Here is a 14,519-nt window from a genome sequence, read left to right on the forward strand (position 1 = left end):
CTGGGCACGTTCGTTTCCCGTCGCGGAAGGAGTCGGGGCAGCGCGGGCCGGCACCGCGCATCTGCTGCTGACCTGGGACGGCTCTTCCGGCTCGTCGGGGGCCGGAGCCGGCACGCGGCCGGTCCGTACTCCCACTCCGGCTGACCGGCGGGCGTTCACGCCGCCAGGGCCTCCTCCACGCTCGCGTGGAGGGAGAGGATGGTATCGGCGCCGGTCACGGCGAAGACCCGCCGCAACTGCTCGCCGGGGGCGGCGATGCGCAGGACCGTGAGGTGGTGCAGCCGCAGCAGCAGGTTCAGGAAGGAGGAGTCCCCGAAGGTGATCGATCCGGCGTCCAGGACCACCATCGGGTATCGGCCCGCGGCCGAGGTGAGGGCCTCCTCCAGCGGGGCCAGCGTGTCCTGGTCCAGCTCCCCGCGGGCCGCCACCACCCACCCGCCCTGCGCCGAGTAGGCGTCCCCGAGCACACCCGGCCGGTACGCGTCCCCTGCTCCGGTCATGTCCGCCTCCCCGGATCGCCGCCTGCAACGTCCTCGTCAAGGGAGTATGCCCGGTCGCTCGGCCGACGAGTCCGCGCGGGGCGGGGCACAGGCCTTCGGAGGCACCGCGCGCCCCGGGGAACGGACCGGTGCCCGCCGATGTGTGCAGGCCCGGAAAGCCGGGGCAAAAGCGCCCGGGCAGCCGTCAGTCAATCGGGAGGGAGTGGCCACCATGTCTCGCTCGGCCACCGTCAGGCCCACCGGCCGTTGACCGGTCCGGCAGGAGCGCCGCCGCGTCACCCGCCGGTACCGCGGGGAGTTGGTCCGTGCATGGAGAGCGTCTGGGACCTGCCGCCGTCCCGCTGGTGGGCCCGGTGGCGGCACGTGCTGTGGCGCGGGGTACTCGTCGGGGTCCGGTGAGGGGCCCGAACCCATCGGGTTCGGGCCCCTCACCGGATCCGGATCAGACAATGCGGCCGCCGAAGGGGCCGCCGTGGGAGTAGTAGGTGCCGAGCACCTCGCGGTACCCGAGGTCGTCGAGGTGCGTCTCCCGGTGGAACTCCGGGGCGTTCTTGATCTGTTCCTTGGCGCCGCCGACGTAGACCGTCTCCTCGGCCTCGTCGACCCGGATCACGGTGCTCGCCGGGAGCAGGACCTCCTTGCCGAAGATCCAGACACCGGTGTCCACGACGAGGTAGGCGTCACCCGCCTCGCCGGAGTGCTTGTCCACCTTGCCGATGGCACCGTCGGTCGCCTCGACCTCGTAGCCGGTCAGATCGGCTCCGGCCAGGTGACCGGCGGTCGACGTGCAACTCCACACGTTCTCAGCCCTGCGGAAACAACTCCCTCGGCAGACGGGGACGGCGGGACTCAGGCAGTGGAGGACAGTGCGGACCTGTCCTCTCCAACGGCGCGGAGCCGACGCCTTTCGTCCTCGGTGAGCCCGCCCCAGACCCCGAACGTCTCCCCCACCCGCAGCGCGTGCCGCAGGCAGTCGCGCTGCACCGGGCACAGCGCGCACACCTCTTTCGCCGCCGCGTCCCGCGCCTCGCGTTCCGGGCCCCGCTCGCCCGCGGGGTGGAAGAAGAGGCGCGAGCCCAGTTCCCGGCAGGCGGCCCGCTCCTGCCACAACCAGTGGTGCTCGGCACGGCCGGGCAGACGTGTCACGTTTCCCACCTCGGAACCTCCATCGGAGACGGACCGGATTCGCACCGGATTCGGATGCGCGATCCCTTCTCGTCTGGCCAGGAATGCGTGGCTCAAACAGCCCGACGTCAGCCGGAGCCGCCCATCGCTCCCCGGTGGGTCACCGCGCCCTCCACCGTCACAGCTTGCGGCACAACAGGGCGTCAGGCGTCTTGCCCTTGGCCCACGCCCCGGTGAAGGCGATCCCCGCGGCGTATTCGTCCGTTCCGCACTGCCCCTTGTAGTTGCCGGACGCGAACTCTCCCCCGGGGCCTCCGGCCGGCCTGTTGTCACCCCGGTCGAACCAGACGGTGCGGCCGTTCGTCCCGAGCGTCCTGCCGGCCTGGGCGCAGAGGACCGCGGAGACCGCCTGGCCGCGCAGGCTGTAGCCGGTCATGAACTGGTCGGGCCCGCACTGGTACTTGGTGTAGCCGCCGGCCCAGTCGCCCTGCCGTACGTAGCGTTCGTCGCTCACGACGGTCGTCGCCGGGACGGTGGCGGCCAGAGCGGCGGCCCCGGCGTCGGTGCACAGCCCGCGCCCGTCACGGTGCGACAGGCCGAGGACCCGCTGCCCGTCGGGGCACGTGCCCTTGCGGGCTCCTGAGTCCCAGTCCCCGAGCGTCCTCATGCGTGCTGACTGGACGGCATCGGCGTGATCGAGGTTGAGCATGTCCCAGGTGTCGGAGACCGCGATCTGCCCGCTCTTCTGCGGCGCGGAGACCAGCCTGTTCCAGTTGGCGGCCCGCCAGTCGGCGCCGTCCAGGATCCCTGAACGGCGGCCGGAATCATCGAAGTTGAGGATGGACCAGCTGCCGTGTCCGGCCCAGCCGACCAGGGGCCAGTAGGCGAAATCGGTGTCGTTGGCGATCAGGTAGTCCACGAAGTTCCCGAACCAGGCTCGCGCCTTCGGGTTGGTCTCGTCACTGCCGATGCCGAACTCGCTGATCCACAGGGGTGCGGTGAAGTGGGTGCCGGTTTCGGAGGTGACGTAGAAAGCCTGACGTTGCAGGGTCGCGAACAGGTCCTCGCGGGAGAGGTCCTGGTAACGCGGATCGTGCGTCTCGCCGGTACCGGTCGCGCCGGTGTGGTTCGGACCGGTGTAGCCGTAGAAGTGCGCCGAGTAGACCAGCTTGTTCGAGGCGACCAGGGTGTGCGAGAGGGTGCGTACCGGTTCGAGGGTGGGACGGCTGTGGGGCAGTCCGTCGGCCGGGATGCCCTGCCAGTTGATCCCTTCCACGATCACCAGCAGGTCGGGGTTGGCCTCGGTGAGCAGCCGGTCGCCGAGGTGTTGGGACGCGGCCCACCAGTCGTGGCCGTCGCCCCAGTTCCAGTTGGCGTCGTCGGTGATGGTGCGGCGGACCTCGTTGTAGAGGTCGGCGCCGACGACGCGCTTGTTGTCCTTGTAGCGGCGGGCGAGGCCGATCCAGTCGTCCTCCCACTGCGCGGTGGACTGGCTGGTGTTCCAGCGTTCGTTGCCGTCCAGACCGCAGCAGAAGCGCGAGGTGTTGGTGTGGTTGTTGAGCACCACCGCGAAGCCCTCGGCGGTGGTGGCGGCGATGACGGCGTCGAAGACCTGGAGCGGGGTCTTGCCGCGCAGTTGCGGATTGGCGGCGACCGAGGCGTCGGAGACCGAGCGCTGGTCGTGGAGCATCTCGTTCGAGAACGGCAGCCGGATGCTGTTGATGCCGAGCTCGTGGAATCCGTCGAGGATCCGCGGGATCGGCGCGCGGTCCAGGCCGAGCGGCATCTGGTCGGACTTCTCGCCGTCGTGGTGGCTGGCCGGGTCGTTGATGTCACCGGAGCCGTTCCACGACCCCTGGGCGCCGTGCCAGTTCGCGGACTTGAGCTTGAAGCGGTTGCCGTCCGCGTCGACGATGTAGCGGCCCCGCGTACTGAGGGGCGCACGCCAGGAGTCGGACAGGGCGGCGGGCGTGCCGTCCGCCGCGGGAGTCGCGCTCGCCGCGGCCACGGACGCGGACGCGACGGCTGCCGGGGAGGCGCCGAGCGCTCCGAGCAGGAGCGCCGCGCCGAGTACCGCCGGCAGTAGGGGTCTTCTCACTGTGTCCTCCGAGGGACCTGGGAACGGACCGTACCTGGTGGGACGTTGGTGCCGTGATGGGTACTGCGGTGATGCGGTCAACTGCCGCCGTTGCCGAGGACGGCGACGCCTCGCGGTGCGAGGGTCACGTGGCGGACTTGAGGCCTCTTGTCGTCGAGCAGGTCGCGACGGGCGGCCGGCAGCGTCACCTCGCGCGTGTCCTCGGTGTGGTTGAGCAGGATGAGGACGTCGTGATCCGCTCCGTGGCGGAGCGTCGCCTGGATTCCGGCGTGCAGGCCGGGCAGCACGGGGGCGACCCCCGCGTCGGCGAGCGCGCGGTCGACGATGGCACGCATCGTGAGGGGATCGGGGCGGGTCGCGAGGTAGCGTGCCGTCCCCGCGCCGTGGGTGTGCACCGTGGCCGCCGGGCGGTCGTCGTCCCAGTCGGGTCCGGCGAAGAGCAGTTCGGGGCGGGCGCCGACGAGCTTCACGTCCTCGCGCCACAGCGAGGCCGGGGCGGGGCCGGAGTCCGGCCCGAAGCCTGAGGCGTCTCCGCCCGGAGCCCGGAGGTGGACCGGCTCGCCGGCGGCGGCCGGCCAGAACTCCTCGACGCGTACGCCCAGTACGTCGCCCAGCGGGGCCGGATACCCGCCGGCGTGTACGCGGTCGTGCTCGTCGACGATCCCGGTGAAGAACGATGCGAGGAGGGATCCCCCTTCCGCCACGAAGGCCCGCAGCCGCTCCGCGTTCCCGGCCGACAGCAGGTAGTGGCTGGGCAGCACCAGCAGCTTGTACGGCGAGAGGTCCGCGGAGGGGTGGACTACATCGATGCCGACGCCCGCTTCGAACAGGGGGGTGTAGTGGTCGAGGACGCGGTCGAGGCAGCGCACACCGTCCGAGGGGTGCGAATCGAGCTCGAGCGCCCACCAGTTGTCCCAGTCGAAGACGAGTCCGACCTCGTTGCGGACCCGCGTGCCGGCCAGCTCGGGCACCCGGGCCAGTTCCCGGCCCAGCTCGCGCACCTCGGCGTGGACCCGGGTCTCGGAGCCCGCGTGCGGGACCATGCCGGAGTGGAACTTCTCGGCGCCGCCGCGGGACTGCCTCCACTGGAAGTACATGACGGCGTCCGCGCCCTGCGCGACGGCCTGCCAGCTCCACAGGCGCATCCGGCCGGGAGCCTTGCCCCCGTTGCGGGCCCGCCAGTTGACGGCGGACGGGGCCTGCTCGGTCAGCAGCCACGGCTTCCCCCCGCCCGCGCAGCGCAGGAGGTCGTACGACAGTGCCGCGCCGATGTGCGCGGCCTCCCCGTGCGGGTCGGGGTAGCTGTCGAGGGCGAGGACGTCCATCTCGGGCGCCCAGGCATGGACGTCGACCGCCTTGTGTCCGGCGAGGAAGTTCGTGGTCACCGGGATGTCGGGGGTGAGGCGGCGCAGCACGTCGCGTTCGAGGGCGAAGCAGGTGCGCAGTGCGTCGCTGCTGAACCGCTTGAAGTCGAGCTGCTGGGAGGGGTTGGGGTAGGTGGGGGCGGTGCGCGGGGGCAGGATCTGGTCGAAGGATGCGTAGCGCTGCGACCAGAAGTCGGTGGACCAGGCGTCGTTGAGGGCGTCGACGTCGCCGTACCGGGCCGTCAGCCAGTTCCGGAAGTCGGCGGCGGAGGTGTCGCAGAAGCATTCGGCGACGTGGATCCCGTACTCGTTGCCCACGTGCCACAGGCCCAGGGCCGGGTGGTCGCGGTAGTGCGTGGCGACGGCTTCGACCAGGCGGACGGCCCGGTCGCGGAAGACCGGGCTGGAGGGGCAGAAATGCTGGCGGCCGCCCGGGGACAGGATGCCTCCGGAGGCGGTGACGGGCAGGATCTCGGGATGCTCGACGGCGAGCCACGGGGGCGGAGACGCGGTCATGGTCGCCAGATCGGCGGTGATGCCGTGGGCGGCCAGGTCGTCCATGACGGTGTCGAAGAAGCCGAAGTCGTAGGCGTCGCGGGCGGGTTCGACGCGGGCCCAGGCGAAGACGGCCAGGTTGACGAGGTTGACGCCCGCCTCGTTCATCAGGCGCAGGTCTTCGGCGCGGGTGGCCTCGTCCCACTGCTCGGGGTTGTAGTCGCCGCCGAATCCGAGGCCGCCCAGTCGCGCGCCCAGGCCTCGGGCACGGTCTTGCGCCGGAGAGTCCATCTGTCTTACCCCTTCAGATACTTCGGGAGGCATTACGTCTCGTACACGGCTCAGTGGCTCAGTGGCTCAATGACTCAGCGGCGCGGCGGCGCCGTGCTGTCCCGCTCCACCAGGACCGGCATGACCGACACGACGGACGAGTCCGCCGACGGCGCGCCTTCGATCTGGCTGAGGAGGCGGCCCACGCAGGCAGCACCGACCCGGGAGAGGTCCTGGTCGACGGTGGTCAGCGGTGGGAGGAAGTAGCCGGATTCGGCGATGTTGTCGAACCCGACCACGCTCACGTCCTCGGGAACCGAACGCCCCGCGTCGCGCAGTGCCCGCACCAGACCGAGCGCCATCTGGTCGTTGGCGGCGAACACCGCGGTGACCTCGGGCCGGCCGGCGAGTTCCCGGCCGGCCCGGTAGCCGCTCTCGGCGGTCCAGTCGCCGTGGACGACCGGCGGGACCGGGGCACCCGCCGCCATGACCACCCGCTGCCACGCTTCGGCGCGGCGGCGCGCGGGGTGGGAGTCCTGCGGGCCGGCCAGGTGCCAGACCGTGGGATGGCCGAGCCCCAGCAGGTGATTCACTGCGATCTCCGCGCCGGCCGCGTGGTCGGTGTGGACACCGGGGTAGCGGTGGTCGTCGCCGCCGTCCACGACCACGACCGGAAGCCCGAAGGGGAGCATCAGCGAACCGGTCAGGATCTGCGCCTCGTTGACGATGACCCCGTCGACCGCGTGGCCGCTCAGTCGCCGGAAGGCGTCGAGTACCGCCTCCTGGGTCTGTGCCTGCGGTACGACGACGTTGACCGAGTACTCCGTCGACTGCACGGCGGAGACGATCGACTCCAAGGTGCGTGCGTTTCCGTGTGCCTTGAGGTCGAAGCTGATGACGCCGATCATCCGGAACTTGCCGGTGGCCAGCGCCCGGGCAGCCGTGTTGGGACGGTACCCGAGCATGCGTACGGCGCGGACGACCCGGTCGCGGGTCGCGTCGTCGACCCGGGCGGTCCCGTTGACCACCCGGGAGACGGTCTGCGCCGAGACCCCGGCCATGGCAGCGACGTCCGCCATCGACGGGGGCCGGAGGCGATCCGCCGCCGGGGAACGGGGTTTGCGCGGCCGCTGCCCATCCTTCGCCATGACGGAGCTCCTCTCGCGGGGTGATGCCCAGGCATCCTCCTGGCGCTCATCATGTTTGCGCGAACACGCCGCATTGGTCAACAGGCAACTCATCGGATTCGGACCGAACAGCGAACCCTGCCCCACAGGCCATCCCTTCGAGAACCCTTTCACCACACGCCAATTGATGGATCGTCAAGTATCTCCGCCAAAACTCTTGACACTCACTGACAGCTCTCGACACACTTCCGAACCGCGCCACGATGTTGGCGCAAACATGCATCGGAGGTCCTACCCGTGAGAGCCGACCAGGCCCCGGTCCGTGATGGAGACATCGCCGACCGCCACCGCCGGAGCCCGCGGTGAGAAGACGTGGCGCTGTTCGGCGCAACCTCACCGCCCACGCGTTCCTGCTGCCGTTCTTGTGCGTCTTCGCCATCGGGGTCCTCGCCCCGCTGGTCTACTCGGTCAACCTGAGCCTCTACCAGGAGCGCATGATCGGCGGGAGGGTCTTCAGCGGGCTGGACAACTACACCAAGGCGTTCAAGGACAGCCTGTTCCATGCCGGCCTCGGCCGCGTCGCGCTCTTCTTCGCGATCCAGGTGCCGCTCATGCTCGGCCTCGCCCTCATGGCAGCCCTCGCGATCGACAGCGGGCGACTGCGCGCCCCGGGCCTGTTCCGCATCGGCCTCTTCGTCCCCTACGCCGTTCCCGGCGTGGTCGCGGCGCTGATGTGGGGCTACCTGTACGGAGACCGCTTCGGCCTGGCCGGCGAGATCGGCGACCTCCTGCACACCGAGTTGCCCGACCTGCTCTCCGAGAGCTGGATGCTCGCGTCGATCGGCAACATCGTCACGTGGTCGTACGTCGGCTACAACATGCTGATCTTCTACGCCGCCCTGCGGTCCGTCCCCGAGGAGCTGTACGAGGCGGCCGAGGTGGACGGCGCCGGGGCCTTCCGCAAGGCGTTCAGCATCAAACTGCCCGCGCTGCGCCCCGCCCTGCTGATGGCGACCACCTTCTCGGTGATCGGCAGCTTCCAACTCTTCAACGAGCCGAGCGTGCTCCAGTCGCTGGCGCCCGCCGCCGTCACCACGAACTACACGCCCAACATGTACGCCTACAGCCTCGCCTTCGACGGACGCCAGTTCAACTACTCGGCCGCCGTCGCGGTGCTGCTCGGCCTGGTCACCGTGATCGTCGCGTACGCGGTCCAGAGCGCGACCGCTCGAAGGGAGCGCCTCCTGTGACCGGAACCCGGCGCCCGGGCCCCCGGGGCCGCGCCCACCGGCGCCGTCCGGGCAGGTCCACCCCGTTGACCGTGGCGATGGGCCTGATGCTCGCGTACACCCTGATCCCCCTGCTCTGGCTCGCGATCAGCGCGACGAAGTCCAACCAGACCCTCTTCGACTCGCCCGGCCTGTGGTTCGGGGACGGCTTCCACCTGTTCGACAACATCCGGGACGTCTTCACCTACGACGGCGGGATCTACCTGCGCTGGTTCGGCAACACCCTGCTCTACTCGGTGGTCGGGGCGGGTGGCGCCTCGGTCATCGCGACGATGGGCGGGTACGCCCTGGCCAAATTCGAGTTCGCCGGCCGGCGGGTGCTGTCCGCCCTGGTCATCGGAGCGATCTCGATCCCGGCGTCCGCCCTCGCGGTCCCGACGTACCTGCTGTTCAGCGACATGGGCATCGTCAACACGCCGTGGGCGGTCCTCCTGCCCTCCCTGGCCAGCCCCTTCGGCCTCTACCTGATGCGGGTGTACGCGACCGAGGCCGTGCCCGACGCGATGCTGGAGGCCGCACGCATCGACGGCGCCGGTGAGCTCCGTATCTTCCTCACCATCTCCACGCGCCTGCTGGCTCCCGGTTTCGTCACCGTGCTGCTGTTCACCCTCGTCGCCACCTGGAACAACTACTTCCTGCCGCTGATCGTGCTCAACGACCCGAAGCTGTTCCCCCTCACCGTGGGACTGCGCCAGTGGGACTCGCTCGCACAGGGCGGCGCCGGGGCCGGGGCCATACCCATCCTCCCCCTGGTGATCACCGGCAGCCTCCTGGCGATCGTCCCGCTGGTCGTCGCGTTCCTCTTCCTCCAGCGGTTCTGGCAGTCGGGTCTGGCCGCCGGCGGCGTCAAGCAGTAGTCGGCGACAAGCAGTAGTCGGCCTCAAACAGTGGCCCACCCCGCTCCACCTCCCCCTCGAAAGGATCCGAAATGAGCAGATCCCCGCGTCCCTCGGCTCGCACCCGCACCCTCACCGCGGCCGGCGCCGGCGCACTCTCCCTCCTCCTCACCGCATGCGGCGGCGGATCCGGAGCCTCCGACGGCGGACAGAAGGCCGATGCCGCGAGCGTGCGGGCGGCACTGGACAAGCCCGCCGAGATCACCTTCTGGACCTGGGTCCCGAACATCGAGAAGACCGTCGCACTGTTCGAGAAGAAGTACCCCAAGGTCAAGGTCCACATCGTCAACGCGGGCCGTTCCAAGGACGAGTACACCAAGCTCACCACCACGCTCAAGGCCGGTACGGGCGCCCCCGACGTCGCGCAGATCGAATACTTCGCCCTCCCCCAGTTCGCGATCTCCAAATCCCTCGTCAACCTCGCCGACTACGGAGCGGCCGACCTGAAGGACAAGTTCGCCGACTCGGCCTGGTCCCAGGTCGGCGTCGCCGGCGGGATCTACGGCATACCCCAGGACACCGGCCCGATGGCCATGTTCTACCGCAAGGACATCCTCGACAGGTTCGGTGCGACGCCTCCGCGGACGTGGGAGGAGTTCGGCGCCCTGGCCAAGAAGATCCACGACGCCGATCCGAACGTCCACCTCACCTACGCCGACCCCGGCGACGCGGGCACCTCCAACAGTCTGATCTGGGACTTCGGCGGCAAGCCGTACACCGTCAACGGCACCACCGACGTCACCATCGACCTCAAGGACGACCCCGGCGCCAAGGCCTACGCCGACACCTGGGGCCCGCTGATCGAGAGCAAGCTGGTCGACTCCACCGCGAGCTGGAACGACGAGTGGTGGAAGTCCATGGCCTCCGGGAAGTACGCGACCTGGCTGGCCGGCGCCTGGGCGCCCGCGGTACTGGAGCAGAACATCCCGCAGAGCAAGGGACAGTGGTCGGTCGCCCCCATGCCGGGCGGTGTCAGCTCGGAGAACGGCGGCTCGTCGGTCGCGGTCACCACGCAGTCGAAGAACAAGGAGGCCTCGGTCGCCTTCGCCCAGTGGCTCGACTCCGACCCGGAGGCGGTCAAGTCGCTCAACTCCGAGGTCGGCCTGTTCCCGGCGACCAAGGTGCTGCTCGACGACCCCGGTTTCCGTGGCGCCGAGGTGCCGTTCTTCCCCGGCAGCAAGCCGAACGAGGTCTTCGCCGACATGTCGAAGGCGGTGCGGCCCGGCTGGCAGTACCTGCCGTTCCAGGTGTACGCGAACAGTGTCTTCAAGGACTCCGTCGGCCAGGCCCTGCAGCCGGGCGGGAACCTGCCGGGCGCGCTGGCCACCTGGCAGGAGCGACTGAAGCTCTACGGCAAGGAGCAGGGATTCACCGTCAAGTAGTGCGTGGCGCCCCCGCCTTCGACAGCCCCGTCCACCCCGGCACCCTCACGAGGAGAGACCCACAGGCATGACGACACTCGAACTCCCCCTCCTCGACGGGGAACGCTGGTGGGGCGGGGCGGTCGCCGAAGGGCGGCACATGCCGTACCCCGAGGGCTACACCTTCGACCTGCGGGACGTACTGGCCAACCAGGGCATGCCGCTCCTGCTCTCCGACCGCGGCCGCTGGGTGCACAGTGAGCGCACCTTCTCCTTCACGATCTCCGACACCCGGCTGACCGCGCACACGCACGAAGCCGACGCGGTACTCGAGCACGGCGAGGGGCACGGCGATCTGCGCGGGGCGTACCGCCACGCGGTCACCCGCCACTACCCTCCGTCCGGCACGATGCCGGACCCCCTGCTCTTCGGCGCACCGCAGTACAACCTGTGGATCGAGACGGTGTTCGAGCCGACTCAGGAGAAGGTGCTGGCGTACGCGGAGCGGCTGCTCGCGGAGGGCTTCCCGCCCGGCGTACTGATGATCGACGACCGGTGGAGCAACGACTACGGGGACTGGACCTTCCACCCCGGCCGCTTCCCCGATCCGGCGGCCATGGTCGCCCGCCTCCACCGGCTCGGCTTCAAGGTGATGCTGTGGCTCGTGCCGTACGTGACCCCGGACTCCCCCACCGCGCGGCAGCTGAACGACCGGGGCCTGCTGGTCCGCGAGACCGGCGCCGGTGCCGACACCGAAGGGCGGGCCGGGGTCGCCCGGTGGTGGAACGGCTGGAGCGCCGGACTCGATCTGCTCGACCCCCGGGCCCGGGCCTGGCTCACCGGCCGCCTGGAAGCCCTGCGCGACGACATCGGCATCGACGGGTTCAAGTTCGACGGCGGGGACGCGCCCTGGTGGCGCTCGCTCGGCTGCGCGGACCCGGAGGCTTACACCCACGCGTGGAACCGCTTCGGTGTCGACTGGCCGCTCAACGAGTTCCGCGACGCCTGGCGGGCGGCCGGCCTGCCGCTCGCACAGCGCCAGCAGGACAAGTACCACCTGTGGGAGGGCCGCTTCGGGCTGGACAGCCTGATCCCGAACGCCCTGGCCCAGGCCCTGACCGGCCATGCGTTCACCTGTCCCGACATGATCGGTGGCGGCGAGTTCCGGTTCGTCCCGGGCGAGGGCGGCGAGGGTTTCGACGAGGAACTGTTCGTCCGCTACGCCCAGATTGCCGCGCTGTTCCCGATGATGCAGTTCTCCATGGCCCCGTGGCGGGTGCTCTCCCCCGACAACCTCGCCATCGTCCGCGAGGCCGCCCGGATCCACACGGAGTTCGCCCCGGAGATCCTCTCCCTCGCCGCGCACGCCGCCGCCACGGGCGAACCGATCCAGCGGCCCCTGGAGTGGGCCTTCCCCCACCAGGGCTACGCGGCGGTCACCGACCAGTTCATGCTGGGCGACGCCTTGATGGTGGCTCCGGTGGTGGCCAAGGGCGCGGACGGGCGCGAGGTCCGCATCCCGCCCGGCACCTGGAGGGCCGACGACGGCCGTTCCTACGTGGGCCCGGCGACGGTGTGGTTCGAGGCACCGCCGGCCCGGCTGCCGTATCTGCGCAGGACCGCCGCGCCGCAGGCCTGAGGCCCCGCAGGCCCGGCAGCCCCCGCTGCCGGGGCCCGACTACCGGGCCCCGGCGGCCCCGACGGCCGGGAGACGGCGGGCGCCCGCGGCCGGGGTGACCGACAGAATCCGCGGGGCACGGTATCCGGCGGCTTCGAAGGCGGCCGTGACGGCCCCGCCCACCGCACTCTCCGTCCCGGCACGCACCAGGGCGATGACGGAGCCGCCGAAGCCGCCTCCCGTCATCCGGGCGCCGAGCGCCCCGGCGCCCTGCGCGACGGCCGCGGCGAGGTCGGTCTCCGGGCAGGAGACGCGGTAGTCGTCGCGCAGCGAGGCGTGGCCTTCGCCCAGGATCGGCCCGAGCGCGGCGGCGTTCCCCTCCCGGAGCCGGGACACGGCCTGCGTGACCCGGGCGTTCTCGGTCACCACGTGGCGGACCAGCGGGACGAGTTCCCCGGGCAGCCTGAGCAGGGCTCCGGGGAGTTCTGCGGCGGACAGGTCGCGCAGGGCGGGCAGGCCGAGCAGCTCGGCCGCGCGTTCACAGCCCGCGCGCAGGGCGGCGTACGCCCCGTCCGCGAGGTCGTGTGAGACCCCGGTGTCGATCACCAGCAGCCGCAGTCCTTGGCCCTGGAGGTCGAAGGGGACCTGCTGGTGGTGGGCCGGGGTGCGGGCGTCGAGGTGGAGGGCGGCCCCGGCGGTGCAGCAGACGGAGGCCATCTGGTCCATGATCCCGCAGGGGACGCCGGCGAAGCCGTTCTCCGCGCGCTGGGCGGTGCGGGCCAGTTCGGGTCCGGTCAGCTTCAGTGCGTACAGCTCGTCGTAGGCGACGGCGACCGCGCATTCCAGGGCGGCGGACGAGGAGAGCCCGGCGCCGGTGGGCACGGTGCTGTCGAAGTGGAGGTCGGCGCCCCCGACCGGGTGTCCCGCCTCGGTGAGCGCCCAGACCACCCCGGCCGGGTAGCCGGCCCAGCCCGTGACGACGCCGGGGGCCAGCTCGGCCACCGCCAGCTCGGTGATGCGGCCGTCGCCCTGTGCGCTGTGCAGCCGCAGCAGTCCGTCCGTGCGGCCGCGGGCGGCGAGCAGGGTGGTCTGCGGGAGGGCGATCGGGAGGGCGAACCCGTCGTTGTAGTCGGTGTGTTCGCCGATCAGGTTGACCCGGCCGGGCGCCGCCCAGACCCCGTCCGGGGAGGCTCCGAAGAGCTGTCGGAAGGTGTCCGCGGCCCGGTCCGCCCGCTTGTCCTCTTCGTCCCACTGGGTGGTCGGGCTCACGACAGGGCCTCCCGGAGGCGTCGGGCGGCCGTCTCGGGCGCCACGTCGTTGATGAAGGCCTCCGTGCCGGACTCCGTGCCGGCGAGGAACTTGAGCTTGTCGGCGGTCCGGCGGACGGTGAACAGCTCCAGGTGCAGGGCCAGTTCCCGGCCGTCGCTACGGGGCGCCTGGTGCCAGGCGGAGATGTACGGCGTGGGGCCCGCGCCCTCGGGCTGCCCCGGTACGGGGAACAGCCGGTCGAACCGGCGCAGCAGGTCCAGGTAGATGCCGGGGAACTCGGCCCGCTCGGCCTCGGTGAGGTGGGTCAGGTCGGGGACGCGGCGGTGGGGGTAGAGGTGCACCTCGTAGGGCCAGCGGGCGGCGTACGGCACGAAGGCGGTCCAGTGTTCCCCGGCCGTCACCACCCGCTCGGTGGCGGCGCGGGCGCCCGCCAGCAGGTCCTCGAAGAGGTTGCGTCCGGTGGCGGCGCGGTGGGCTGCCGCGGCGGCGGTCATCTTGGCGGTGCGCGGGGTGACGAAGGGGAAGGCGTAGATCTGGCCGTGCGGGTGGGCGAGCGTCACCCCGATCTCGGCGCCCCTGTTCTCGAAGCAGTACACCTGCTCGACGCCGGGGAGGGCGGAGAGCTCTTCGGTGCGGTCGGTCCACGCGTCGAGGACCAGGCGGGCGGCGGCCGGGGTGAGGTCGGCGAAACCGGCCTCGTGCTCCGGGGTGAAGCACACGACTTCGCAGCGTCCGGCCGCGCCCGCGAGGGAGGGGAAGCGGTTCTCGAAGACGGCCACCTCGTAGTCGGCGGCGGGGATCTCGCCGAGCCGGCCGTCCCGGGAGGGGCAGAGGGGGCATTCGCCCGCGGGCGGGTGGTAGGTGCGGGCCTGCCGGTGGGAGGCGATCGTGATCCAGTCGCCGGTGGCCTCGTCCCGCCGCAGTTCCGGGCGGCTGTCCACGGGGTCCAGCGGGCGCAGATCGGGTGCGTCGCGCACAGCGCTCTCGTCGTGGTCGAAGTAGATCAGTTCGCGGCCGTCCGCGAGTTTCGCGAGGGTCTTCTTCACCCGCCAAGAATAAACATCTTCAAACATCACTCACCAGAGCCAGGCGGATATTTCCACAGAC

Annotated in this window: 12 protein-coding genes; 4 read left to right on the forward strand and 8 right to left on the reverse strand. The window is 70.9% G+C overall.

Features of this window, described 5'->3' with window-relative positions; all coding sequences use genetic code 11:
• Positions 1-155: 155 nt before the first annotated feature.
• The 6 genes from OG490_RS03160 to OG490_RS03185 all read right to left on the reverse strand — a co-directional run bounded on the left by OG490_RS03160 (position 156) and on the right by OG490_RS03185 (position 7,000).
• The gene (locus OG490_RS03160; protein ID WP_330294739.1) at positions 156-500 is read right to left on the reverse strand and encodes an STAS domain-containing protein; all 345 of its coding nucleotides are present in this window, start codon (positions 498-500) and stop codon (positions 156-158) included.
• A gap of 442 nt (positions 501-942) precedes the next feature.
• Positions 943-1,299, reverse strand: coding sequence for a PRC-barrel domain containing protein (locus tag OG490_RS03165; RefSeq protein ID WP_330294740.1), 357 nt, complete (start codon positions 1,297-1,299; stop codon positions 943-945).
• Positions 1,300-1,349: 50 nt separating this feature from the next.
• The gene (locus tag OG490_RS03170) at positions 1,350-1,655 is read right to left on the reverse strand and encodes a WhiB family transcriptional regulator (RefSeq protein WP_443065740.1); all 306 of its coding nucleotides are present in this window, start codon (positions 1,653-1,655) and stop codon (positions 1,350-1,352) included.
• 148 nt (positions 1,656-1,803) lie between these two features.
• Positions 1,804-3,723 (reverse strand): glycoside hydrolase family 5 protein, encoded by a 1,920-nt coding sequence (locus OG490_RS03175; RefSeq protein ID WP_330294742.1) that lies wholly within the window; start codon positions 3,721-3,723, stop codon positions 1,804-1,806.
• A gap of 77 nt (positions 3,724-3,800) precedes the next feature.
• Positions 3,801-5,873 (reverse strand): beta-galactosidase, encoded by a 2,073-nt coding sequence (locus tag OG490_RS03180; RefSeq protein WP_330294743.1) that lies wholly within the window; start codon positions 5,871-5,873, stop codon positions 3,801-3,803.
• Between the two features lie 74 nt (positions 5,874-5,947).
• Positions 5,948-7,000 carry a LacI family DNA-binding transcriptional regulator gene (locus OG490_RS03185; RefSeq protein ID WP_330294744.1) on the reverse strand — a complete coding sequence of 351 codons (1,053 nt, stop codon included), beginning with the start codon at positions 6,998-7,000 and terminating at the stop codon, positions 5,948-5,950.
• A gap of 341 nt (positions 7,001-7,341) precedes the next feature.
• Here OG490_RS03185 and OG490_RS03190 point away from each other — a divergent pair, with 341 nt between their 5' ends.
• From OG490_RS03190 to OG490_RS03205, 4 genes are all read left to right on the forward strand, one after another.
• Positions 7,342-8,229, forward strand: coding sequence for a carbohydrate ABC transporter permease (locus OG490_RS03190; protein ID WP_330294745.1), 888 nt, complete (start codon positions 7,342-7,344; stop codon positions 8,227-8,229).
• On the forward strand, positions 8,226-9,125 hold the full coding sequence (locus tag OG490_RS03195; protein WP_330294746.1) for a carbohydrate ABC transporter permease: 900 nt from the start codon (positions 8,226-8,228) through the stop codon (positions 9,123-9,125). Before OG490_RS03190 ends, OG490_RS03195 begins: the two co-directional genes overlap by 4 nt.
• A gap of 71 nt (positions 9,126-9,196) precedes the next feature.
• Positions 9,197-10,546, forward strand: a complete 1,350-nt coding sequence (locus tag OG490_RS03200) for an ABC transporter substrate-binding protein (protein ID WP_330294747.1) — start codon at positions 9,197-9,199, stop codon at positions 10,544-10,546.
• Positions 10,547-10,613: 67 nt separating this feature from the next.
• Positions 10,614-12,164, forward strand: a complete 1,551-nt coding sequence (locus tag OG490_RS03205) for a glycoside hydrolase family 31 protein (protein WP_330294748.1) — start codon at positions 10,614-10,616, stop codon at positions 12,162-12,164.
• A 39-nt stretch (positions 12,165-12,203) separates the two neighbouring features.
• Here OG490_RS03205 and galK read toward each other — a convergent pair whose 3' ends face one another.
• Together galK and galT are read right to left on the reverse strand one after the other, a co-directional pair.
• On the reverse strand, positions 12,204-13,412 hold the full coding sequence (gene galK / locus OG490_RS03210) for a galactokinase (RefSeq protein WP_330294749.1): 1,209 nt from the start codon (positions 13,410-13,412) through the stop codon (positions 12,204-12,206).
• Positions 13,409-14,458: a galactose-1-phosphate uridylyltransferase gene (galT, locus tag OG490_RS03215; protein WP_330294750.1), complete on the reverse strand. Its 1,050-nt coding sequence runs from the start codon at positions 14,456-14,458 to the stop codon at positions 13,409-13,411. Before galT ends, galK begins: the two co-directional genes overlap by 4 nt.
• Positions 14,459-14,519 lie beyond the last annotated feature (61 nt).

Origin of the sequence: Streptomyces sp. NBC_00503 (genome assembly GCF_036346895.1) — a bacterium.
GTDB lineage: Bacteria > Actinomycetota > Actinomycetes > Streptomycetales > Streptomycetaceae > Streptomyces.